Consider the following 23634-nt stretch of genomic DNA (forward strand, 5'->3'; position numbering starts at 1 on the left):
GGCTTTCCCACCCCCGAGCCCGCATCATGCAACCCAAAAATCCCCTCAACTGGATGCTGTCCGAAGCCCTGGACTCGCTGACCCGCGCCGACCGGCTGCGCCAGCAGTTCGGCCGCCAGGAAGCCTGCTGGGAGCCGCCGATCGACGTGCTCGAAACCGAGCGTGAGCTCCTGATCCTGGTGGCGCTTCCCGGCGTCAATCCGGACAATGTCGAGACGGTCATCCATGACGGCGTTCTCGTCATCTCCGGTCAGCGCACCCTCCCGCCGGAGCTTCGCAACGCCCGCATCCATCGGCTCGAGCTGCCGCAGGGCCGCTTCGAGCGGCGCATCGCGCTGCCCCTTGGCCGCTATGCCATCAGCCGCTTCGTGATGGACGGCTGCGTCGCGCTGCGCCTTGCCAAATCCTGAGGTCGATCATGGCCAACGAACAGATGAACAACGAACAGACCAATAACGACGTGAAGATCCCCGAGGACGCGCTGATCATCATCCCCGTGCGCGAGATGGTGCTGTTTCCCGGCGCCATCGCGCCCATCACGATCGGCCGGGCGAAGTCCATCGCCGCCGCGCAGCAGGCGCTGCGCGAGCAGCGCCCGATCGGCATCGTCCTGCAGCGCAGCCCCGAGACCGAGGAGCCCGGGCCGGACGACCTCTACAGGGTCGCCACCATCGCCAACATCGTGCGCTACATCACCGCGCCCGACGGCACCAACCACATCGTCTGCCAGGGCGTGCAGCGCGCGCGCATCCTCGACTTCCTGCCGGGGACGCCGTTCCCGGCCGCCCGCATCCAGCAGATCCCCGAGCCGACCACGACCTCGCCCGAGATCGAGGCGCGCGCGCTGAACCTGCAGCGCCAGGCGATCGAGGCGATCGAGCTGCTGCCGCAGGCGCCGCCCGAGCTGGCCGCGGTCTTCCAGGGCACCAGCGCGCCCGGCGCACTGGCGGATCTGGCGACCTCCTTCATGGATATCAAGCCGCAGGACAAGCAGGAGGTGCTGGAGACCATCGATCTCGCTCTTCGCGTGGAGAAGGTGTCGAAGCATCTGGCCGAGCGGCTGGAGGTGCTGCGCATCAGCAAGGAGATCGGCCAGCAGACCCGCGCCAGCTTCGACGAGCGGCAGCGCGAGGCGATCCTGCGCGAGCAGATGGCGACCATCCAGCGCCAGCTCGGCGAAGGCGACGGCAAGGCGGCGGAGGTCACCGAGCTGACGGCCGCGATCGCCAAGGCCAACATGCCGCCGGAGGCGGAGGCGCACGCCAAGAAGGAGCTGCGCCGCTACGAGCGCATGCCGGAAGCCGCCGGCGAAGCCGGCATGGTCCGCACCTATCTCGACTGGCTGATCGAGCTGCCCTGGGCGCTGCCCGAGGAGAAACCGATCGACATCAAGGAGGCGCGCCGCATCCTGGACGCAGATCATTTCGGCCTGGAGAAGATCAAGAGCCGGATCATCGAATATCTGGCGGTGCGCAAGCTCGCCCCGCAGGGCAAGGCCCCGATCCTGTGCTTCGTCGGCCCGCCCGGCGTCGGCAAGACTTCGCTCGGCCATTCCATCGCCCGGGCGATGAATCGTCCCTTCGTGCGGGTCAGCCTGGGCGGCGTGCATGACGAGGCCGAGATCCGGGGGCACCGGCGCACCTATATCGGCGCGCTGCCCGGCAACATCATCCAGGGCATCAAGAAGGCCGGCGCGCGGAACTGCGTCATGATGCTGGACGAGATCGACAAGATGGGCCGTGGCGTGCAGGGCGACCCTTCCGCCGCCATGCTGGAGGTGCTCGACCCCGAGCAGAACGGGACGTTCCGGGACAATTACCTGGGCGTGCCCTTTGACCTGTCGCGCGTGGTGTTCATCGCGACCGCCAACATGCTGGACCAGATCCCGGGTCCGCTGCTGGACCGCATGGAGCTGATCAGCCTCGCCGGCTACACCGAGGACGAGAAGCTCGAGATCGCGCAGCGCTATCTGGTGCGGCGGCAGCTCGAGGCCAATGGCCTCTCGGCCGAGCAGGCCGAGATCGAGCCGGAAGCGCTGAAGCTGATCGTCAAGGGATACACCCGCGAGGCCGGCGTGCGCAATCTCGAGCGCGAGATCGGCAAGGTGTTCCGGCATGCCGCGGTGCAGGTCGCCGAAGGCACGGCCGCGAAGGTCGTCGTCACGCCGAACGACATCGCCACCGTGCTCGGCCAGCCTCGCTTCGAAGGCGAGATCGCACTGCGCACCAGCGTTCCCGGCGTGGCCACCGGCCTTGCCTGGACGCCGGTCGGCGGCGACATCCTGTTCATCGAGGCGACGCGCGTGCCCGGCAAGGGCGGTCTGATCCTGACCGGCCAGCTCGGCGACGTCATGCGGGAGAGCGTGCAGGCTGCGCTGACGCTGGTGAAGAGCCGAGCCGCCCAGCTCGGCATCGATCCCCTTCTGTTCGAAAAGAGCGACATCCACGTTCACGTCCCCGCGGGCGCAACCCCGAAGGACGGGCCGAGCGCCGGCGTCGCGATGTTCACGGCGCTGACGTCCCTGCTCAGCAATCGCACGGTGCGCAGCGACACCGCGATGACCGGCGAGATCTCGCTGCGCGGCCTGGTGCTGCCGGTCGGCGGCATCAAGGAGAAGGTGGTGGCTGCGGCCGCCGCCGGATTGAAGCGGGTGATGCTGCCGGCCCGCAACAAGCGGGATTATGACGACATCCCGAAAAGCGCGCGGGACAACCTTGAATTCATCTGGCTGGAGCGCGTCGACGAGGCGATCGCCGCGGCGCTCGAGCCGACCGAGTTCAAGGTCGAAGCTGCGGAGTGAATGCGATGAAGAAACTGCTGGAGAAAGCGAAGAGATCGCGAAAGACGCAGCGGCTGCGCCAACTGCTCGATCGCGCGATCGACCGGGTTCGCGATGCGCTTGCGGCGCCTGAGCCGCGGCTTCAGCCGGTCCCGGTCCGGGTGAAGCGCCGCAAGGGTTGAGCCCTCCGTCTCAAGCCCTCGCGGCTGCCCCAAACAAAAGGCCCCCTCCTTGAAGGGGGTCTTTGCGTTCTCAGGACACGGCGTCCTTGGCGGCCTTGACCGGGCGGGCGCGGACGATCTTCCGGGCCGGCTTGGCCTTGAACATCATCTCTTCACCCGTGAACGGGTTGGTGCCCTTGCGCGCCTTGGTCGCGGGCTTCTTGATGACCACGAACTTGGCGAAGCCCGGCACCAGGAACAGGCCGTTCTTCTTGAGCTCCTTGTGGCCGACGTCGGTCAGCGTCTCCATGACGTTCTTGACGTCGCGCTTGGAAAGCTCTGTGGCGGTCGCAATCTTTTCGATCAACTGCGATTTGGACATTTGGGTTGCCATCGTGTCTCCTCTGATTCGTGACGGCTGCATATTAGACCAACCGGCGAAGGCCTATAGCCTTCTGCACAGTTTTGTCGCGATTTTACGGGCATTTTGCCCCGCTGTGGCAAAAAACCCTGCATTTTAGCCACTTCCAGTGCGGAAGGAGCCTTGAGCAGCGGATTTTGCCTTGTTTCAAAGGCCCGCACTACATCTTGCTAGAACTGATTCGCCGCTTTCGACAAGCGAAGACCGGCCTCTTTGTGAAAGGCCGGTCGTGTTTCACCCTGAAAAATAAGGGTCGGATCGCATGTCGCCGGTCTTACGCCCCGCAAAAACAGGGAGAAAGTGAGGGGCGATCGGCTAGACGCGCTCGATGATGATGGCCGGCGCCATGCCGCCGGCGGCGCACATGGTGACGAGACCACGCTTGAGATCGCGCCGTTCGAGCTCGTCGAGCACGGTGCCGATCAGGATCGAGCCGGTGGCGCCGATGGGATGGCCGAGCGCGATCGAGCCGCCGTTGACGTTGACCTTGGCGCGGTCGAGCTTGAGATCGCGGATATATTTCTCCGCCACCACCGCAAACGCCTCGTTGATCTCGAACAGGTCGATGTCGTCGATGGTGAGGCCCGCCTTCGCCAGCACCTTGCGCGTCGCCGGCACCGGCGCGTTCAGCATCAAGGTCGGCGAGTCCCCCATGTTGGCCATCGCGACCACGCGGGCGCGCGGCTTCAGGCCATGCGCCCTCGCGTAGGCGGGCGAGGCCAGAAGGATCGCGGCGGCGCCGTCGACGACGCCGGAGGAGTTGCCGGCGTGATGCACGAAGTCGATGTTCAGATCGGGATATTTTTGCAGGATCAGGCCGCGATAGGTCGTGCCCTTGTCGTCGAGCGCGTAATCGGCGATGGCGGGAAATGCCGGCTTCAGGCTGCTGAGCCCTTCCATCGTGGTCTGCGGCCGCGGATACTCCTCGTGGTCGAGCGCGAGGCTGCCGTCTTCGCGGTGGACGGGCGCGAGGCTCTTCTCGAAGTGGCCGTTCGCAATCGCATGCGCGGCGCGCCTCTGGCTCTCCAGCCCGAGCGCGTCGACATCCCTTCGCGTGATGCCTTCCATGGTGGCGATCGCATCGGCGCAGACGCCCTGATGCGACTGCGGATGCCGCGCACGCAGACGGAGATTGCCGCCGTCCATCATCATCGGACCGCCGCCACGGCGTCCCTCCATCGACATCATCTCGCAGCCGCCGGCGATGACGAGGTCTTCGGCGCCCGCCATGATCGAGCTCGCGGCCATGTTGACGCTGGTGATACCGCTTCCGCAGAAGCGGTCGAGCGTCACCGCGCTGGCGCGCACGTCGTAGCCGGCATCGAGCGCGGACATGCGGCCGAGATCGCCGCTCTGCGTTGCGACCTGCGCGCTGCAGCCCCAGACGATGTCGTCGACGTCTGCCGTATCGATGCCGGTGCGATCGGCAAGTGCGCGCAGCACGGTTGCCCCAAGCTGCTGCGGATGAATGCCGGAGAGCGCTCCCTTGCCGGCCTTGCCGATGCCGCGTGGGGTCCGGCAGGCATCGATGATCAGCGCGTCAGCCATTGGCGTTGTCCTCTCGTTTATGGATGTTGAGGGCGTTGTGAATCAGGGGAGGAGTGGAGTCAATGCGCGGCGTTTGCGCCCTCACCCGATTTTCCGCCGCGCGTAAAATCGAGCCGACCGCACGAAAGCTGCCGCAACGTCATGGCCGGGCTTCGAAAGAGGGGAGAGCTACACTCCCGCCGCGTTCTTCGCGATCACGTTGCGATAGAAGCTGGCGCTGAGTTTGGGCGTGCGAACCTGGGTGTCGAAATTGACGTGGTAGAGCCCGAAGCGCTTGTTCAGTCCATATACCCACTCGAAATTGTCCATCAGGCTCCAGAGGAAATAGCCGCGCACCGGCACGCCCTCGCTGGTGGCGCGCTGGAGCTGGGCGAGATAGTTGCGCAGATACATGATGCGGTCGGTGTCGTAGATCTTGCCGTCGGGCGTCACCGCATCGTCGCCTGATGCACCGTTCTCGCTGATATAGATCGCATCCGTCTTCCATATCTTTGCCGCCAGCTTCGGCACCCAGTAGATCGTCTCCGGCCCGACGCGCAGCCAATCCGAATTCATGTGCGGAAACGATTTCGGGATCGGCAGCGGCATGAAGCCCGCGCCCTGGTCGGAGGCCACGACGTAATTCTGTGGCGCGTAGATGTTGAGGCCGAGGAAGTCGACCGGCGAGGAGATGATCTTGAGCTCCGCATCGGTGAATTTCGGCGCGTTGGCCCCGGCGAATTTCAGGAAGGCGTCGGTATAGCGCCCCGTCATAATGACGTTGAGATAGCCGGCATTCATCTCGCGCAGCGCGATCTCCGCGGCGCGAACGTTCTCCGGCGTGTCGATCGCGGGAGCGCAGGCATCGACGTTCTCGGCCGGCCCCACCCTGGTGCCGCGGCGGCCATGGGCGCGCACCGCCTGCACCGCGAGCCCGTGCGCCAGCGCACTGTTGTGCCTGATCTGGTTGACATCGGCTTGCGGCAGCGTCAGGCCCGGCGCGTCGATGCCGATGCCGTAGCCGAAATAGACGAAGCGGCCGCTCTCGTTCAACGTGAACACGTTCCTGACCCGGTCGGTCAGACGCTCGGCGACATAGGCCGCGTAATCGCCGAAGATCTTGCAGGTTTCCGTCGAACGCCAGCCGCCGAAACGGTCCTGGAGCGATTGGGGCAGGTCCCAATGATAGAGCGTCAGCCACGGCTCGATGCCGTTCTTCAGGAGCTCGTCGACGAGACGATTGTAGAAGTCGAGCCCCTTCGGGTTGGGCTTGCCGTCACCGTCCGGAAACAGCCGCGGCCAGGCCACCGAGAAGCGATAGGCCCTGCAGCCGAGCTCCTTGATGAGCGCGATGTCCTCCTTGTAGCGGTGATAGTGCTCATTGGCGCGGTCACCATTGGTGCCGTCCTCGATCTTGCCGGGAATGCGAACGAACTTGTCCCAGATCGAGGGCCCGCGCCCGTCCTCGTCGACCGCGCCTTCCACCTGATAGGACGAGGTCGCCGTGCCCCAGACAAAGCCCGCCGGAAAGCCGCTTCCAACGCGCCGCGGCCGTGCCGGCTTGGCTTCGGCTGCATCGAGCGCGCCAGTCATGCCGGCTGCGGACAGCCCCGCGATCTTCGCAAGCTGGCGACGCGAGACCTTGTCCGTCATGGATGCTTCTCCGCTTCCGGGTGATTGCGGACGCACAATGGCGAGTCGCGGGCCGTTTGAAAAGCAAGCTTTGGCGAAAGCCGGATGCAGAATCTGGCTGCCTTGGCGCGACATATGGATGCGGGCCAGCCGACGCGGTTGCTTCCCGCTCAGCGCGAGCGCTTCGGCAATTTTCGCAGCTTGTCGGGATTGAACGCCGGCAGCTGCTCGGCTCGTTCGCGTGCGGGTGGCTGCTGTTCCGTCAGAATGAGCGTGCCATGGAGGATCATTCCCGGCACCTGTTGTGCCGTCGCGGTGTAGCTCGCGATCTTGCCGGGGCAGCGTCCCTCGATGTCCAGCGTGAGCTCATCCTCAACGCCAAAGACCGTCGAACGCCCATCGGTATGACGCTTCGTCGATACGGTCGCGGTGAAGCGCTCGCCGTCGACCGAGCAGGAGCCGTGATATGTCATCAGGCTGTCACGGCCCCAAATCTGGCCGTCTGCGACATGGACGATCCCGGTACCCTGGTCGAGGGGCGTCCTGTACCACGCCGCGTAGGTGCCGTCCTTCAGCATGGGAGCAGTCTCTCCTGGTATTCCCACGCGGACCATTGGCACGATTTAATGCCAAGAAATCGTTAATGGCCGTGCCCGTGCCAATCCGGTCTTTCCTTGCGCAGCTCGGCCTCAAGCTCCTCGATGATGCTGTGAAGCAGATGCGCGGCAAGCGGGTCGGTCACTTCGCGCTCCAAATACCGGTAACGCGCGATCAGGAATTCCTGCTCTCTCAACTGGCGTTCTGTCATCAGACGGGCCCTCCGGCAAACCGACGCGCAGAAGACCGAGCAGTTTCATTACAATTTTCAGATCATTTTCCATGGTTTCTGATCGGTTAAGGGCGGCGCCAAGCCCGCGGCGGCGGGCGACAGCTCAACGTCGCTCATCGTGCATTCGTGTAACCGCACGATTGCCCGGAGCAGGATCGGGCAAAACAGAACCGTTCCAGGCAAGACCCGGAGCCTCTGCGCCGCATAGAACTCGCGCCGACCCGTAAAAGCACGGGCACCTGATCTGAAGCAGCAAGCGATCAGAAGGAGCCACGCCATGACCGGGAGCACCGCACTCATGCGCAATCACCCGTCCAGGGGCCAGCCACCCCTGCCCAGCGCACAACCCGTCGATATCGCCATGTCCGAGCGACGCACCGCCGAGGTGGAGATGGCGCGGGTGCTCAGGACTGAACCGACCCGCATGGCGCTGGACTCCTCCGGCGCCGGGATCGCGCACTGGAAACACGATCCATTGCATGACGTCGTCGAACCCATGAGCCACCACGTGATCATGGCATATAACGGCGTGATGCAGCGCATGGAGCGCCGGTCGGGAAAATCGGTTTCGATCGGCACGTTTCGCCCTGGAGTCGTGATCATCATCCCGGAAGGATCGAGCTCCCGATGGGACATTCCGAAGCCCGTTGATGTCGTTCAGCTCTACCTTCCGAATGCGACACTGAAGCGCGTTGCCGGCGAAGCCGGGATCACAGGAGCGGCCGACCTGTTGGAGCGGACCGCGCACCCTGACCCCATTACGTCCCGACTGCTCTTGAGCGCAGCGGATGCGCTCGAAGGCAATGGGGTCCTCGACACGCTGTTCCGGCACCAGGTGACGGATCTTCTTGCCACGCGCGTCCTGGCTGCGCACACGGGTTCACCGGCCACGTTCCAACCGACCATGGGCGGGCTGTCGCCGAAGGTCCTGCTCCGCGCGATCGAACGGTTGCGCTCGGACAGCGATGCGGACGTCTCCCTCGATGCGCTGGCGTCCGATGCCGGCCTCTCGCGCTTTCACTTCTGCCGCGCCTTCAAGGAGAGCACCGGGCTCTCGCCGCATGCCTGGCTGCGCCAACACCGGCTCGAGCAGGCCATGAACATGCTGCGGGAGAGCGACGACCCGGTCGTCTCGATCGCTGCGGCACTTGGCTATTCCTCGCAGACGGCGTTCGCCGCGGCCTTCAGGAAGCTCACCGGCGAAACGCCGAGCGAATGGCGCAGGCGCATGCGTTAGCAGCAATCGCTCGATGTCGACAGCAATCGCGCTGGGGCAGCGGCACGCCTGATCGGTTAGACCATCACCATGTCCAATCCCATGACGGAGGCAAATGATGATCGGGAAAAACTTCGTCCACCGGTTGGCCATCACCTCATCACGCAAGGGGCTCGCTACTGCGGTCGTGTACGGACTTACGCTGACTGTTCGCTTCACTTCAGCAACAGGTGACGACATCCCGCCGCAATCCGCACAACGCGCCCACCCGGTGATTTCGGTGATCAGCGGGGACAGCTTCCGCCTTCCCTATCAGGACTGGAGCCGCAAGTCCGCGCGGTCGATCGTCTTTCGTCAGGACTGGCCACCCGGCTGCCCGCTCCAATAGGCGTCAGCAAGCTCGCTTCAATCATTCGCGTCGTCGCTGACCGCAACAGGACTTGCCGCAAACCCGCAGCGGCGGCGGCAACGCGCCTGTGCCCAGGAAGATCAACCAAAGGAGACCGTCAATGCGACTAGTCATCATCGGCGCCGGCTTCGCCGGCATGTACGCCGCCCTTTCCGCCGCCCGCCTGCGCGAGATCCAGGGCGTCTCGCCTGACGAACTCGAGATCGCGCTGGTCGCACCCGAGCCGACGCTGGTCGTCCGCCCGCGGCTCTACGAGAAGAATCCGGAGACCTTGACGGCACCGCTCCTCGATGTGCTCGAGGCGATCGACGTCACCTATGTTCAGGGCAGCGTCGAGACGGTTGAAACCCAATCCCACACGGTGAGGGTCGCCACGGCCAAGGACTCCAAGAAGGCGCTCTCCTACGATCGACTCGTGGTCGCCACCGGGAGCCGGCTGTTCCGCCCGAACATCCCGGGTCTTGCCGAGCACGGGTTCAGCGTCGACTCGCTCGACGATGCGATCGCGCTCGACAGGCACCTGCATGGCCTTGCCAAGCGGCCGGCCGCGAACGGGCGCGACACGGTCGTCGTCGCCGGCGGCGGCTTCACCGGCATCGAGGCGGCCACCGAAATGCCGGCGCGGCTCCGTGCAATCCTCGGCCCGAATGCCAGGACTCGCGTCATCATCGTCGAGCGCAACAGCGCGATCGCACCCGACATGGGTGCAGGCCCGCGACCGGTCATCGAGAGCGCCCTCCACAAGCTCGGCGTGGAGACCCGCCTCGGTGCCGGCGTCGCCTCGCTCGACGAGTCCGGCGTCACCTTGTCCAGCGGTGAGCACATCGAAACCGAAACCGTGATCTGGGCGGCGGGTATTCGTGCGGCCCCTCTGACGGCGCAAATCCCTGCCGAGCGCGACAGTTTCGGCCGGCTGCTGGTCGATAGCTGTCTGCGGGTGCCGGGCGTCGAGGGCGTCTTCGCGACCGGCGATGCGGCCCGCGCCGCCTGCGACGACGAGGGCAATTACGCACTGATGTCGTGCCAGCACGCCACGCGCATGGGCGCCTTTGCGGGCAACAATGCCGCCGCCGAGCTGCTCGGCATTCCGACCAGGCCCTACCACCAGAAGGCCTACGTCACCTGTCTCGATCTCGGCGAAGCCGGCGCACTGTTCACCCGCGGCTGGGACCGCAAGGTCGAGATGGTCGGTGATGTCGCCAAGAAGACGAAGCAAGAGATCAACACGGTCTGGATCTATCCGCCGAAGGCCGAACGCGCCGCTGCGCTCGCGTCGGCCGATCCGGAACGCGTGACCAGCCTCTAACGCACGACGCGATGACGGCCGCGCTCCTGGCTACGCGACCTGATCAACCAAGACCAGCCAGAAGCATGATACAGGAGATCAACATGAACTTGCACAACGCTTCCTATTCCGTTGCATCAAAACCCGAAGAGCTTGTCCCGTCGCGCTATGCGCTGAAGGTCGGCGAGATCGACGTGCTGGTGGTCAGCGACGGCGTGCTGCCGCTGCCCGCCGAGATGTTGGCGCACAATGCCGACCCCGCGGTCCGCGCGGCCTGGCTGGATGACATGTTCCTGCCGCCGGACGCGTTCGACTGGGCGTTGAACGTGGTCGTGGTGCGCAGCGGAGAGCAGACCATTCTGATCGACGCCGGGCTCGGATTGGACCCGGACCTGCACCTCCCGCGAGCCGGACAGCTGGTCAAGCGACTGGAGGCCGCCGGCATCGATCTGGCATCCGTGACCGACGTGGTGCTGACCCACATGCACATGGACCATGTCGGCGGGTTGCTCGTCGAAGGCGTGAAAGACCGGCTGCGTCCGGACCTGCGGATCCATGTGGCAGCCGCCGAAGTCAAGTTCTGGGAGTCGCCCGATTTCTCCCGCGTCTCCATGCCGCCGGGATTCCCCGACGCACTTCGACAGACGGCCAAGCGGTTCGCGCACGAATATCACAACCAGCTCCGGACGTTTGAAGCCGAATTCGAGGTCGCGCCGGGGGTGGTGGTCTGCCGCACCGGCGGTCACACCCCCGGGCACAGCGTGGTCCGCCTGACCTCCGGCGGCGAGCGACTGACATTCGCCGGCGACCTCGTGTTCACCGTCGGGTTCGAACACCCTGACTGGCACAACGGCTTCGAACACGATCCCGAGGAAGCCGCCCGCGTCAGAGTGAACCTTTTGCGGGAGCTTGCGGCGAACCGCGAGCTGCTGGTGGCCACGCATATGCCGTTCCCGTCGGTCGGTCATGTCGCGGTCGCCGGCGACGCTTTCCGCTGGGTGCCCGTGTCCTGGGACTATTGAGCGCTTGCCGGACCGAATCCAAACCAGGGCGCGCGCTCATCGCGATGAGTTTGCGCCCTGGGACTCCACATGCACTGAGCCGTCGAAGCCGAAGCGTTGGTCTACGGTCGCTCCGGCGATTTCGAACGGCGCAACCACGCGAACGAACATGCAAGAAAACAAGGTCGTAATCATCACAGGCGGCAGTTCCGGCATCGGTCGAGCCGCAGCTCTCCGTTTCGCCAACCAGGGCGACAAGGTGCTCATCACCGGCCGTCGTGCCGGGCCTATTGAGAATACGATAGCGGAGCATCAGAACATCGCGGGCCTGATTGCGGATACCGCTTCCGCAGAAGACGCCGAGCGGACCATCGCCGAGGCGATCGGCAGATGGGGCCGGCTGGACACGCTCGTCAACAACGCCGGCGCCGGAGCCATCCTTCCGTTGTCGGATGTCGCGGCCGAGCGGATCGCGGACATATTTTCCGTCAATGTGGTCGGTCCGAGCCTGCTGGCCCGCGCCGCCCTTCCGCACCTGCAGGCAACGCGGGGCACCATTATCAACATCTCCTCGACATTTGGTCACCGGCCGGCCGCGGGACTGTCCCACTACGCCGCGAGCAAGGCGGCGCTGGAACACCTGACACGCTGCTGGGCGCTCGAGCTCGCGCCACTTGGGATAAGGGTGAATGCGATCGCGGCCGGTCCGACCGAATCCGGCGCCTTGACCGGAATGATGGGGCTGTCCGCGGAAGCGGCAGAAGCCGTCAAGGACGAAGAGCGCGCGCGAATTCCGCTCGGTCGGCGCGGCGTTCCCGACGACATTGCGCGATGGATCGTGCAGCTTGCAGGTCCCGCCTCGCAATGGATGACGGGCCAAGTTCTCGCAGTCGATGGTGGCCTGGGACTGGCCTAGTTTAGAGCATGATCCGGAAAGGTGTGCAGCGGCTTTCCGAAAAGATCACGCTCGAAGAATAGCCCAAAGCGCGACAACGAATCATCCCAATCGCATTGCGCTTTGAGTCCTGCGCCGATATTGAATCCGCCGCGCTTCGCAAGCGCCTAGAACGTCACGCGCATGCCCGCATAGAACGCGCGCGGCCTTGCCGGGCTCAGCGAGCGCGGGTCGGTGAATTCGGCGCCGCCATTGGTGAAGTTCGGCAGGGCCTCGCGATCGAAGAACTGGCCGTAGGTGGCGTAGCGCTTGTCGAACACGTTGTCGACGCGGCCGTAGAGCTGGATGTTCTTCGTCACCTGGTAGGAGGTGTGGAGATTGAACACCGTATAGGACGGCAGCTTCGCGAACTGGTTCGACTCGTCGCCGACGATGTATTGGCTGGAGACGTACAGCGCGTTGCCGCCGACCTTCCAGACGTCGGTCACGGCGTAGTCGACGCCGACCTTGACGCGGTGGCGCGGGATCGCGGGGATCTGGTTGCCGGGTCTGACCTGGATGGTCTCGGTCGCGTCATCGGCGAACGGGCTTTCCGAGCCGAGCTCGAGCGGATCAAGGAAGCGCGCATCGACGAAGGCGTAGCTCGCCTGGAATTGAAGCGTGGGCGACTTGATGTTGACCTCCGCTTCCAGCCCTTGCCGCCGTGTCCGGCCGACATTGGTGAAATAGCCAAAGCCCGTCCGCCCGACGGCGGGCACCGCTACGATGTCGTCATGGTTGGTGGCGCGAAAGCCGCCGATCTTCCATCCCAGCGTGCCGATGTTCAGCTCCTTGGTGCCACGGAAGCCGGCCTCCACCGTCTTGGAGACGACCTGCTTCAACGGCGGATCCGCAACCAGGAAGGCCGCGATGAGGCAGGGACGGGCCGGATCCGCGCAGCCGAGCTCGAGCGGCGTCGGCACGCGGTTGGCCTCGGAATAGCCGGCATAGGCGGTCAATCCCGGCGTGATCTTGTAGGTGCCTCCGATCATCGGATTGAAGCGGGTGTAGGTGTGATCGCCGTTCAGCGCAGTCCCGAGCTGGTCTTCGAGCGAGATCCGCGCCGCGTTGAAGCGGCCGCCGCCGGTGATGGCGAAAGCGTCCGAGACGTTGAACGTGTCCATCGCGTAGAGACCGTTGTATTGATTGACGGTCCGCAACGAGACGGGGCCGGCAACGGGATCTGCCGTGGGAGTCGCCCCCAGGAAAACACCGCTACCGCTGACGACGTAATTCTCTCCCATCGAGCCGATCTCGGAGCTGGCGTTGTAGCGCGTGGTGCTGGCGTCATAGGTTGCGCCCATCACGAAGCGATTGTCGTGGCCGAACAGTTGATCGGTGTTGGTGGCCTGCCCCGACACGCCGAATGTTGTCGAACGGATCGAGCTCCGGTCGATCGCGCCGAGGATCGTCCCCGGCGCAAAGGGGTTGGCGAGTTGCACGCCGCCCGCGCCGTTGGCGGGTGTGGTGTCGTCGCCGAAGCAGAGCAGCGCCGCATCTGCAGCGCACTCCTCCACGTCGGTTGGATTGCCGTCGACGATCTTCTGCTCGAACCTGCGCACATGGGCGGTGCCTTCGAGCGTCCAGGTCGGCGTCGCGTCGACCTTTCCGGTCAGGTTGAGATAGCCGACGCGGTTGGCGGTGGTCTGCGGTGTGGTGTAGGTCGCGCCCCAATATTTATCCAGCAGCTCGGCCGGAACGGTGGCGCTGGCGCCGAAATTATTCTTGGCGACCCCCATGTTGGCGTGGAATTCGCTGTCGCCAGCCTTGTAGCCGACATCGCCGTAGAAGCGCCGAACGGTCGATTGGGAAAAATTGCGGAAACCGTTGTCGCGCAGGCCTTCGAGCGCGGCGTAGACGGCGTAATTCTGATCGACCTGCTTGCCCCATTGCGCCGAGCCCTGGATACGGCCGAACGAGCCACCCATCACGTCTATCTCGGCGCCCTGATAGGTGAAGCCGTCCTTCATTTGCAGGTTGATAGCGCCGCCCAGCGCGTTGAGACCGAAGGCGGGGTTGTTGGTCACCAGCGTCACCGACCTGATCGCGGCGGTGGGGATCAGATCCCAATTGACGGCGTCCGAGAACGCCTCGTTGATGCGGACGCCGTTCTGGTAGACGGCAAGGCCCTGCGGGGTGCCGGTCACGGGAGAGGCGACGAAGCCGCGAAACTCGACATCGGGCGTGAACGGATTGCCGGTGACCTCGCTGATGTTGATGCCGGCGATGTTGTCGCGCAGGGCGTCGGTGACGTTCAGCGAGTTGGTGCGCCTAATCTGGCTGGCATCGACGGCATTGATGGAAGACGGAACCTTGTCGACGTCGAGGCCGCGGCCGATACCCGGCGCGGTTGGATAGACGTATAGGCGTGTCCTTGGACTGGCGGAGCCCGGCGCCCCCACGCGCGCGACCGGTCGCGCCGGCGCGGCGCGTCTTGCCGCCGCAGGCGATGGCGCCGCAACCTCGACCGGCGGCAGGTTCTGGACGTTGGTCTCCTCGTCCTGCGCGGCCATCGCGCTGGTCGCAACAACCATTCCCGTGGAAACTGAAATGATGACCAGACCACGAACGCCCATTCTTGCCCGCCTCCACCCGTATCGTCCGGCTCGTTTCCCCGCCGGTTAGGCCAACGATACAGGCCAACAGCCGAAGAGCACCAGCCGTAAAACGTCCGCCCTGTCCGGAGCTTAAATTCCCGACCAAATCGGGAATTATTCCCGATCCGTCCAACGGCGGGCGCGAGCCTCATCGGGCGCGGCCGGGAACTATTCCCGGTCGCCGCGAGACTTTTTGCCGAACCTCGCGAAAGACCTTCGTGCAATCCTTGGCTCGACATCGCGATCTGATCGCGAGTCATTCATCCGTAGACTCACCCCGCCCTCCTGGGCGGGGTGCCTTTACGGCAAGCAAGAATACAGGAGGACATGATGACGTTGGGGGACCGCTTTTCCGTTCGATATTCATCGGCTCGGCCAGTCCGCGGCAGCCTCGTCCTGGGTCTTCTCGCAGGCTTGGGCTTCGGCGCATCCATCGCCGCCGCGTCTGCGCAGGATTCGGCAAAGACCCCGACGCCGGAGAGCATCAAGGCCATCACCTCGCAGGTCGACGGCGCCTACATCAAGGCCAACACCGCGACGTCCAACAACTGGCCGACAGTCGGTCTCGACTACGCCGAGACCCGCTTTTCGAAACTCAATCAGATCACGAGCGACAACGTCAAAGGCCTCGGCCTGGTCTGGACCTACAATCTCGAATCCTCGCGCGGCGTCGAGGCGACGCCGGTCGTCGTCGACGGCATCATGTACCAGACGGCCTCCTGGAGCGTCGTGCATGCCATCGACGCGCGAACCGGCAAGCGCATCTGGACGTTCGATCCGGAAGTCAACCGCGAGCTCGGCTACAGGGGCTGCTGCGACGTGGTCAACCGCGGGGTCGCGCTCTACAAGGGCAAGGTGTTCGTGGCCGCCTATGATGGCCGCCTGATCGCACTCGACGCGGCAACCGGCAAGAAGGTCTGGGAAAAGGACACGCTGATCGACCACGAGCATTCCTACACCATCACCGGCGCGCCGCGCGTCTTCAACGGCAAGGTCGTGATCGGACAAGGCGGCGCCGAATATGGCGCGCGCGGCTACGTCACCGCCTACGATGCCGAAAGCGGAAACCAACTCTGGCGCTGGTTCACCGTCCCCGGTGATCCGTCAAAGCCGTTCGAGGACGAGTCGATGGAGAAGGCGGCCAAGACCTGGGATCCCGCCGGCCAGTATTGGCTCAACGGCGGCGGCGGCACGCCGTGGGACACCATCACCTTCGACCCCGATCTCAACCTCGTCTACATCGGCACCGGCAACGGCTCGCCCTGGAACCGGAACGTGCGCAGCCCCGCCGGCGGCGACAATCTCTATCTCGCCTCGATCGTGGCGCTGAACGCCGACACCGGCAAATACGCCTGGCACTATCAGGAGACGCCCGGCGACCACTGGGACTACACCTCGACCCAGCCGATGATACTCGCCGACATCACCATCGACGGCGCGCCGCGCAAGGTCATCCTGCACGCGCCCAAGAACGGCTTCTTCTTCGTGATCGACCGCACCAACGGCAAATTCATCTCGGCGAAGAATTTCGTCGATGTGAACTGGGCCACCGGCTACGACGCCAACGGCCGCCCGATCGAGGTGCCGGCCGCGCGTGGCGACGCGGCCTATGACTCGATCCCGGGACCCTACGGCGCCCACAACTGGCACCCGATGTCGTTCAACCCGCAAACCGGGCTGGTCTATCTGCCGGCCCAGAACGTGCCGCTGAACCTCATTCCGGAAAAGAAGTTCAAGCAGAATGCCGCAACGCCGGGCAAATTCGGCGGCGCCACCGGCTGGAATGTCGGCTTCGTGCTCAACGGGGAGCCGCCCAAGAGTCTTCCGTTCGGACGCCTGATCGCGTGGGACCCGGTCAAGCAGAAGGAAGCCTGGCGCGTCGAATACCCCTCACCATGGAACGGCGGCACGCTGACCACGGCCGGAAACCTGGTGTTCCAGGGCACGGCGGATGGACGCTTCGTCGCCTATGACGCCACGACGGGCAAGACGCTGTGGGAAACAGCGACCGGCACCGGCGTCGTCGCGGCGGCTTCGACCTATATGCTCGATGGCGTGCAGTATGTCTCGATTGCCGTCGGCTGGGGCGGAGTCTATGGCATGGCGCAGCGGGCGACTGAGCGGCAAAGTCCCGGGACGGTCTACACGTTCGCGCTCAACGGCAAGGCGCCGCTGCCGGAATTCGTGAAGTACCAGACCGAAGGCCTGCTCCAGGGCGTGAAGTACGATCCGAAGGACGTGCCCGAAGGAACGGCGCTCTATGTCGCCGCCTGCGCCACCTGCCATGGCGTGCCCGGTGTCGACAGGGGCGGCAACGTCCGCAACCTGGGCTACGTGCCGGCGGAGGAGATCGCCAACCTCAAGAACATCGTGTTCAAGGGACCGTTCCGCGACAAGGGCATGCCGGACTTCACGGGCAAGCTGACGGAAGCCGATGTCGTGAAGATTCAGGCTTTCATTCAAGGCACGGCCGACGCAATACGGCCGAAGAAATGACGCGGCGATATGGCTGCGGCAGGCATTGCCGCAGCCGGCTCGCCCGACGCTCGCGACACGCCGCAATCCTTTGAAACATCATGCCTTTCAGAGAGATCCCTTGAGCCCCATACTCGTCGTCGACGACCATCCCATCATTGCCGAAGCCTGTCGCATCGTGCTGGGGGACGTCGAGGACGTGGTCGCTGCGCGCGATGTGCCGAGCGGCTATGAAGCATTTCTGGAGCACCGCCCCGGGGTCGTCATCCTCGATCTGACCTTTCCGGGAGAAGCACTGGGCGGTGTCGACTTGCTGCACCGCATCTCCTCGGATGCGCCGCTCGCACGCATCCTGGTTTTCAGCATGCATGCGGACGCAAATATCGTGGCGTCCGCGATCAAGGCGGGAGCCATCGGATATTTGCTGAAGGACTCTCCGCCGGACGAACTGCCAAAGGCGGTGCGTCAGGTCAGGCTCGGCCATCGCTATGTCGACGAGCGGATCAATTTGCGCGGCGTGCCCCTGCCCGATCACGTCGATTCCGGCAAGGTCGCCACACTGACGCGCAGAGAACGAGAGGCGCTCAGCCTGCTCGGCCAGGGAAACTCATATTCCGCGATCGCCGAAGAGCTGGTCATCACGCCCCGGGCCGTCGCCCGGCTGATCAAGCAGGCGAGGACCAAGCTCGGTATCCGTCGCACGAGCGACCTGCTCCGCCGGGCGCGCGAGCTTGCGGGCGGCGCAGACAGCTCGAACTGACGCGCGAGCCGCCGGTTTATTGCAGGAGCTGGAGCAGCGCGCGTCCGGCAGGCGTCTTCAGTTCTCTCCCATCCAGCGTTCCGTCGTGATCCGGATCGGCCGCGTCGAAGCGCTGCGAAACGACGGCGAGATATTCATTCACCGAGAGCGTTCCATCGTGGTCGGGATCCGCTGCCGCGATCTCTTTGGCGGATAATCTGCCCCGCAACTCCCGCACGTCCAGCGTGCCGTCGTGATCCGGGTCGAGCCTGGCGAAAAGCGCCGTCGCGGCCTTCCTGACCTCGATATGGTCCAGCGTCCCGTCGCTGTCGGTATCGAACTTCCTGACAGGATCACCGCGAGAAGCCGCCAGCGCAGATCCCGACACCATCACGACAGCCAGTATCGAGACCGTCCATCCGCTAAACTTCAGCATTTCGAGCTCCCCCTGAGGTAGTGGACGTGACATTCAGATCAGGATGAGGCAGTCGGAATCAAGGCCTCCACGGTCAGGCCGGCATCGCCGGAGACGACGTTGAGCGTGCCGCCCAGCGCCAGGATCCGCTCGCGCATGCCGACGAGGCCGAAGCCGAGCTTCTGCCCCGGTTCCATGCCGCGGCCGTTGTCGCTGACCCGCACCCGGGCGCAGCCGCGGCCGTCGTGACCCATCTGCTCCACCGGCTCGATGACGACATTGACCGCGGTCGCACCGGCGTGGCGGAATACATTGGTGAGCGCCTCCTGCACGATGCGATAGATGGTGAGATCGGCGGTCTCGCCGGTCGGCCCGAGCGCCGGCGAGATCACGGTCTCGATCGCGACGTCGGGATGCGACTCCCGCCACAGCCGCGACAGGGATTCGAGCGCCTTGCGCAAGCCCAGCTCGGCAAGGCCCACGGGCCGAAGGCGCTCCAGCACGCGGCGGTTGAACTGCTGCAGTGCATTGATCTGCTCCAGCATGGCGCTGCCATGTTTTCGCACGGCATCCGCACTCGGATCGCGTCCGTCCGCCAGCTTCGCCAGCGCGCTCGCATGCGCGCGCAGCGAGAACAGGTAAGGCCCGAATTCGTCATGGAGCTCGCGGGCAATCTCCTTGCGCTCCATATCCTGAAGCGACACCGCGCGCTCGGCAAGACGCCGCTTGTCCTCGACCGCCTCACCAAGCGTCGCAGCAAGGTGGTTGAGCTTGGTGCAGATCGCGGCGAGCTCCGGCGCGCCGCCCGGCGCGACACGGGCATCGTAATGTCCGCCCTCGAGCTTCCCCATTGCCTCCGCCAGGGACTGGAGCGGTGCCAGCGCCCGGCCGACCACGTTCATCATCAGCAAGAACAGCGCAAGCGCGATCACCGAGCCGACCTCGAGCTGGGTCACGATCCCGTCCCAGATCTCGGCGATCTCGTCGTCGGGATGCGAGGTGATCACGAGCGAGGCGGGCTTGCCACGGATCGAGACCGGCACGCTGACGGCGGTCTGCTCGGGATGAACCAGGGCGACGAACCAGGCCGGCGGCGCGCGCGTGTCGGCGTCGGCGTCAAGCCGGGGGGGCGTCAGCGGATGGCCGCCGGCGTCCCGAAGCGTGATGCTGACGTGGCGCAGGCGGCTGAGATCGCGCGCGATCTGGTTGAGCCTGGCATCCGGATCGGGTGCCTCGTTGAGATCCGCCACGATCATCTCGATGAACTCTCGGGCAAGGCGGATCACGCTCTGGTCCTCGGCCTGCACGCGCGGCCCTGCCTCTGCGACCTGCCGGCCGATATTGACGGCGAGCCCCAGCGCCAGCAGCAGCGCCAGCAAGAGGTTGATGCGCCCGCGCAAGGATAAATTTTGCCACATAGGTATCGCCTGTGCCTCGCGAAGGATGCCCGCGCCTGTCCGATGACGTTGACAGAGGCGAAGCGCCGGATATCTAATCGGAAACGTACAGCAATCCCAGCCGGGTTGCATGCGGCCACATGAGACGCGCAGCTCCTCATGCCGGCAGCGTGCGGCGCAAAACAGGCAAATTCCAACACGGGAAACGCGCTGTCGCGGGGAACGCCTATGCGCATTCTGATCGTCGACGATCATCCCATTGTCGCCTCCGGCTGCCGTGCCGTGCTGGCCGACGAGGGCGAGATCGAGATTTTGGAGGCCGCCGACGCCGAAGACGGCGAGTGCGTCTTCATCGTCGAACGCCCCGAGCTCTGCATCATCGACATCAACCTGCCGACCGTCTCCGGATTCGAGCTCGCGCGCCGTATCCTCGAGCGCGCGCCCGAGGCCCGCATCATCATGTTCAGCATGAACGACGATCCCGCGTTCGCCGCGCGGGCGATCGAGTGCGGCGCCAAGGGCTATGTCTCCAAGACCGGCGATCCCGACGATCTGGTCGAGGCGATCCGCGCCGTCGGCGGCGGCGGCACGTACCTTCCGACCGCGATCGCGCGCAGCATCGCCTTTGCGGGGCCGACTCTGGCGCAAAGCCCGCTGTCGAAGCTGAATGCGCGCGAGATGGAGATCCTGCGGCTGCTCAGCGCCGGCAAGAGCCTGTCCGAGATCGCCTGGCTGGTGCAATCGTCCTACAAGACGGTTGCCAATACCTCGTCCATCATGCGCCAGAAGCTCGGGGTGAAAACCTCCGTCGAGCTGGTCCGGCTGGCGATCGACAGCGGCGTCGCCTGACGGCGCCACAAATTTCGGTCACACAAGCGTTGCAATGTTGATGTGGTGAGATGCCACGGAGTTTCAGGCATGACGATCCAGACCGTCTCGACGAATAAATCCTATGGCGGTGTGCAGGGCGTCTACCGCCATGCAAGCCTGGCGACCGGAACCGACATGGTGTTCTCGGTCTACGTTCCGCCGCACGCGAGCGACGCCAGACTACCCGTGGTCTGGTACCTCTCCGGGCTCACTTGCACGCATGCCAATGTCACGGAGAAGGGCGAATTCCGTAGAGCCTGCGCCGAGCTCGGCCTGATCTTCGTCGCGCCGGACACCTCACCGCGCGGACCGGACGTGCCGGGTGATGCCAACAACGCCTATGATTTCGGCTTAGGAGCCGGCTTCTATGTCGATGCGACGCAAGAGCCGTTCGCGCGCAACTATCGGATGTGGAGCTATGTCACCGACGAGTTGCCCAAGCTGATCGCGGAAAACTTTCCGGTCGACGTCAAGCGGCAATCGGTGATGGGTCACTCGATGGGCGGCCATGGTGCGCTGACGGTTGCGCTGCGCAACCCGCACCGGTTTCGCGCGGCAAGCGCTTTCGCGCCGATCGTGGCGCCTTCGCAGGTGCCCTGGGGCATCAAGGCCCTGACCGGCTATCTCGGGCCGAACAGGGATACCTGGCGCAACCATGATACGGTGGCGCTGATCGAGGACGGTGCGAAATTTTCGGGCTTCCTCGTCGACTATGGCGATGCCGACAATTTCTTGAAGGAGCAGCTCAAGCCGGAGCTGCTGCAGGAGGCCTGCACCAAGACCAATATCCCGCTGACGCTGCGCCGGCAGGTGGGCTACGACCACAGCTATTACTTCATCTCGACCTTCATGGGCGATCATCTGCACTGGCATGCGGCAAGATTGACGGCGTGATCTCTGCGCGCCACACGGGCACGCAGCCTCCTTCCCTTCTTGTGGGAGAAGGTGGCGCGCGCATGGAGGCCCTCGCTCGTCTCGCCGCGCGCGGCGAGCCACCTCCTGCAAGCGAAGTGGGTGCAGCGGCGCTCTACTGGGGCCTCCCGTAATTCGGCGCCAGCAGGCGGTTACGCACCAGATAGCTCATCGTGCGCGACCAGGATTCGTCGGTGTTGCCGCGCATGTCGGCGCTGGCGACGGTGATCATGTTGCCGGTCTTCACGTCGCGCAAATAGATGTTGAGATTGATGATCAGGTTCGAGACCTTCTGCACCAGGCCAGTGATCTCCAGGTCGGCGCCGAGCTGGCCGGCGAGCTTGAGGTCGCAGCCACCGCAGGCCTGCAGATTCGCGTGACGGGCGGCATCCCGAACCGGCGCGATGTCGAGCATCTGGAACTTGCCTGAATCTGCCAGTTCCTTGCGCAGCTGCTCGCTGATGCGCTCGAGCCGCGCCTGCTCGGGCTTCGAGCCGTAGAACTCGCCGGGCAGGCTGGTGTCGATCAGCTCGAAATCGAACACCGCGAGTTTCGGCGGATCTGCGAGCGCGACCGAGCCCGTCAACAGCAAAGCCGAGAAACAAATCAGTGCTCGCATAATCGTGATTCCCGGTCTCGCGCGCGCGAGGACGAAATGCGGGGTTGCAAGGCGGGCCAAATCGGTCATGCTTGAAGCAGAAACAATTCTCCACCGGCGGTCAAGCCGGGGAGAACGCCTGGAGGAAACATGATCCGATGGTTGGTCGGCCTGATCGGCTGGAGTCTTGCCGCAACGAGCGCGCTCGCGGCCGACCCCGCCACGATCGGCGTCGGCTATCTCGGCATCGCCGGCACCAGATCGACGCTGTCGCTGGTCGAGCAGCCCGCCGAGAATGACGGCGTTGCCGGCGCGCGCCTCGCCATCGAAGACAACAACACCACCGGGAAATTCCTCAACCAGCGCTTTACGCTGGAGGAGCGCCGCATCAAGGAAGGCGAGGACGTTGTGCAGGCGGCGACCGCGCTGGCCGAGAAGAACGGCTTCATCGTCACCGACCTGCCGGCCGATGCGCTGCTAAAGGTCTCGGACGCCTTACGCGACCGCGGCACGCTGTTGTTCAACGTCGGCGCTATCGACGAGCGGCTGCGCGAGGCCGATTGCCGCGCCAACGTCATCCATACCGCCCCGACCCGGGCAATGCTCGCCGACGCGCTCGGGCAATACCTGGTGTGGAAGCAGTGGAAGCGCTGGCTGCTCGTGGTCGGCTCCCATGACGAGGACAAGCTGTTCGCCGATGCGCTCCGGCGCACCGCCACGCGGTTCGGCGCCAAGATCGTGCAGGAGCGCACCTTCGAAGACAAAGGCGGCGCACGCCGTACCGATAGCGGCGTGACACTGATACAGCGCCAGATGCCTGTCTTCACTCAGCAGGCGCCGGCCTATGACGTGCTGGTCGCCGCCGACGAGAGCGAGGTGTTCGGCGCCTATTTGCCCTATCGCACCTGGGATCCGCGGCCCGTCGCTGGCTCGGCCGGGCTGGTGCCGCGCAGCTGGGACGCCGCGCAGGACCAGTGGGGTGCGATCCAGATGCAGAACCGCTTCTTCAAGCTGAATTCGCGGCGCATGACCGCACTCGACATGCAGGCCTGGACCGCGGTGCGCATGATCGGCGAAGCCACCTCGCGCACCAATTCCGGCGACGTCAAGAAGGTGACCGATTTCATCAAGGGCCCGGATTTCTCGGTCGCCGCGTTCAAGGGCACGCGGCTCACCTTGCGCGACTGGAACTTGCAGCTGCGCCAGCCGATCCTGCTGGTCGATGGTCGCATGGTGGTTTCGGTGTCGCCGCAGGAGGGATTCCTGCACCAGGTCTCCGAGCTCGACACGCTCGGCTACGATCGTCCGGAGAGCAAATGCAAGCTGAAGTGAGCGAAGTGATGCGACGGAGCCTCCGCAGAGATGGTGCGCTCCCTCTCCCGCGTGCGGGAGAGGGTTGGGGAGAGGGTCTCTCCGCTCGCGAGACCCCTCAAGAGG

The 23634-nt window shown here is 64.8% G+C and carries 22 protein-coding genes; 13 read left to right on the forward strand and 9 right to left on the reverse strand.

Going from position 1 to position 23634, the window contains the following annotated elements:
• The first annotated feature begins 26 nt into the window (after positions 1 to 26).
• From ABIA42_RS21735 to ABIA42_RS21745, 3 genes are read left to right on the forward strand one after another with little or no spacing between them, the layout of a single operon-like run.
• The gene (locus tag ABIA42_RS21735; protein WP_028180878.1) at positions 27 to 410 is read left to right on the forward strand and encodes an Hsp20/alpha crystallin family protein; all 384 of its coding nucleotides are present in this window, start codon (positions 27 to 29) and stop codon (positions 408 to 410) included.
• A gap of 8 nt (positions 411 to 418) precedes the next feature.
• Entirely contained in the window at positions 419 to 2800 is a 2382-nt protein-coding gene (gene lon / locus ABIA42_RS21740; RefSeq protein WP_370121344.1) for an endopeptidase La, read from the forward strand.
• Positions 2801 to 2805: 5 nt separating this feature from the next.
• Entirely contained in the window at positions 2806 to 2961 is a 156-nt protein-coding gene (locus ABIA42_RS21745) for a hypothetical protein (protein WP_162832024.1), read from the forward strand.
• A 70-nt stretch (positions 2962 to 3031) separates the two neighbouring features.
• On the opposite strand, the gene ABIA42_RS21750 is transcribed toward ABIA42_RS21745, so the two are convergent.
• The 5 genes from ABIA42_RS21750 to ABIA42_RS21770 all read right to left on the reverse strand — a co-directional run bounded on the left by ABIA42_RS21750 (position 3032) and on the right by ABIA42_RS21770 (position 7328).
• A complete protein-coding gene (locus ABIA42_RS21750; protein WP_035705209.1) occupies positions 3032 to 3334 on the reverse strand; it encodes an HU family DNA-binding protein in 303 nt (100 codons plus the stop codon).
• Positions 3335 to 3676: 342 nt separating this feature from the next.
• Positions 3677 to 4909, reverse strand: a complete 1233-nt coding sequence (locus tag ABIA42_RS21755; RefSeq protein WP_370121340.1) for an acetyl-CoA C-acetyltransferase — start codon at positions 4907 to 4909, stop codon at positions 3677 to 3679.
• 168 nt (positions 4910 to 5077) lie between these two features.
• Complete coding sequence (locus tag ABIA42_RS21760; RefSeq protein ID WP_370121337.1) at positions 5078 to 6541, reverse strand: GH1 family beta-glucosidase; 1464 nt, start codon at positions 6539 to 6541, stop codon at positions 5078 to 5080.
• Between the two features lie 149 nt (positions 6542 to 6690).
• On the reverse strand, positions 6691 to 7098 hold the full coding sequence (locus ABIA42_RS21765; RefSeq protein ID WP_271533451.1) for a hypothetical protein: 408 nt from the start codon (positions 7096 to 7098) through the stop codon (positions 6691 to 6693).
• 62 nt (positions 7099 to 7160) lie between these two features.
• A complete protein-coding gene (locus tag ABIA42_RS21770; RefSeq protein ID WP_271533452.1) occupies positions 7161 to 7328 on the reverse strand; it encodes a hypothetical protein in 168 nt (55 codons plus the stop codon).
• Between the two features lie 298 nt (positions 7329 to 7626).
• On the opposite strand from ABIA42_RS21770, the gene ABIA42_RS21775 reads away from it, so the two are divergent.
• From ABIA42_RS21775 to ABIA42_RS21795, 5 genes are all read left to right on the forward strand, one after another.
• Entirely contained in the window at positions 7627 to 8586 is a 960-nt protein-coding gene (locus ABIA42_RS21775; protein WP_370121333.1) for a helix-turn-helix domain-containing protein, read from the forward strand.
• Positions 8587 to 8680: 94 nt separating this feature from the next.
• Positions 8681 to 8953, forward strand: a complete 273-nt coding sequence (locus ABIA42_RS21780) for a hypothetical protein (RefSeq protein ID WP_370121330.1) — start codon at positions 8681 to 8683, stop codon at positions 8951 to 8953.
• A gap of 121 nt (positions 8954 to 9074) precedes the next feature.
• A complete protein-coding gene (locus tag ABIA42_RS21785; RefSeq protein ID WP_370121327.1) occupies positions 9075 to 10280 on the forward strand; it encodes an NAD(P)/FAD-dependent oxidoreductase in 1206 nt (401 codons plus the stop codon).
• Positions 10281 to 10363: 83 nt separating this feature from the next.
• Complete coding sequence (locus ABIA42_RS21790; RefSeq protein ID WP_370143640.1) at positions 10364 to 11281, forward strand: MBL fold metallo-hydrolase; 918 nt, start codon at positions 10364 to 10366, stop codon at positions 11279 to 11281.
• 148 nt (positions 11282 to 11429) lie between these two features.
• Positions 11430 to 12176, forward strand: a complete 747-nt coding sequence (locus tag ABIA42_RS21795) for an SDR family NAD(P)-dependent oxidoreductase (RefSeq protein ID WP_271533456.1) — start codon at positions 11430 to 11432, stop codon at positions 12174 to 12176.
• A gap of 146 nt (positions 12177 to 12322) precedes the next feature.
• Here ABIA42_RS21795 and ABIA42_RS21800 read toward each other — a convergent pair whose 3' ends face one another.
• Entirely contained in the window at positions 12323 to 14770 is a 2448-nt protein-coding gene (locus ABIA42_RS21800) for a TonB-dependent receptor (RefSeq protein WP_370143641.1), read from the reverse strand.
• A gap of 351 nt (positions 14771 to 15121) precedes the next feature.
• On the opposite strand from ABIA42_RS21800, the gene ABIA42_RS21805 reads away from it, so the two are divergent.
• Positions 15122 to 17287, forward strand: coding sequence for a PQQ-dependent dehydrogenase, methanol/ethanol family (locus ABIA42_RS21805; RefSeq protein WP_370124000.1), 2166 nt, complete (start codon positions 15122 to 15124; stop codon positions 17285 to 17287).
• 100 nt (positions 17288 to 17387) lie between these two features.
• Positions 17388 to 18026 carry a response regulator gene (locus ABIA42_RS21810; protein ID WP_370121324.1) on the forward strand — a complete coding sequence of 213 codons (639 nt, stop codon included), beginning with the start codon at positions 17388 to 17390 and terminating at the stop codon, positions 18024 to 18026.
• A 16-nt stretch (positions 18027 to 18042) separates the two neighbouring features.
• Here the strand turns inward: ABIA42_RS21810 and ABIA42_RS21815 are convergent, their stop codons facing one another.
• Both ABIA42_RS21815 and ABIA42_RS21820 read right to left on the reverse strand, forming a co-directional pair.
• Positions 18043 to 18441, reverse strand: coding sequence for a calcium-binding protein (locus ABIA42_RS21815; protein ID WP_370121321.1), 399 nt, complete (start codon positions 18439 to 18441; stop codon positions 18043 to 18045).
• A 38-nt stretch (positions 18442 to 18479) separates the two neighbouring features.
• On the reverse strand, positions 18480 to 19838 hold the full coding sequence (locus ABIA42_RS21820) for a histidine kinase (RefSeq protein ID WP_370121318.1): 1359 nt from the start codon (positions 19836 to 19838) through the stop codon (positions 18480 to 18482).
• Positions 19839 to 20045: 207 nt separating this feature from the next.
• Here ABIA42_RS21820 and ABIA42_RS21825 point away from each other — a divergent pair, with 207 nt between their 5' ends.
• A complete protein-coding gene (locus ABIA42_RS21825; RefSeq protein WP_028180673.1) occupies positions 20046 to 20666 on the forward strand; it encodes a response regulator transcription factor in 621 nt (206 codons plus the stop codon).
• Positions 20667 to 20735: 69 nt separating this feature from the next.
• Positions 20736 to 21581 (forward strand): S-formylglutathione hydrolase, encoded by an 846-nt coding sequence (fghA, locus tag ABIA42_RS21830; protein ID WP_028180672.1) that lies wholly within the window; start codon positions 20736 to 20738, stop codon positions 21579 to 21581.
• A 133-nt stretch (positions 21582 to 21714) separates the two neighbouring features.
• On the opposite strand, the gene ABIA42_RS21835 is transcribed toward fghA, so the two are convergent.
• On the reverse strand, positions 21715 to 22287 hold the full coding sequence (locus ABIA42_RS21835) for a DUF3280 domain-containing protein (RefSeq protein ID WP_370121314.1): 573 nt from the start codon (positions 22285 to 22287) through the stop codon (positions 21715 to 21717).
• Between the two features lie 60 nt (positions 22288 to 22347).
• Here ABIA42_RS21835 and ABIA42_RS21840 point away from each other — a divergent pair, with 60 nt between their 5' ends.
• On the forward strand, positions 22348 to 23529 hold the full coding sequence (locus ABIA42_RS21840; protein WP_370121311.1) for an ABC transporter substrate-binding protein: 1182 nt from the start codon (positions 22348 to 22350) through the stop codon (positions 23527 to 23529).
• The last annotated feature ends 105 nt before the right edge of the window (positions 23530 to 23634 follow it).

Origin of the sequence: Bradyrhizobium sp. USDA 327, assembly GCF_041262065.1 — a bacterium.
In the GTDB taxonomy this organism is placed as follows: Bacteria; Pseudomonadota; Alphaproteobacteria; order Rhizobiales; family Xanthobacteraceae; genus Bradyrhizobium; species Bradyrhizobium liaoningense.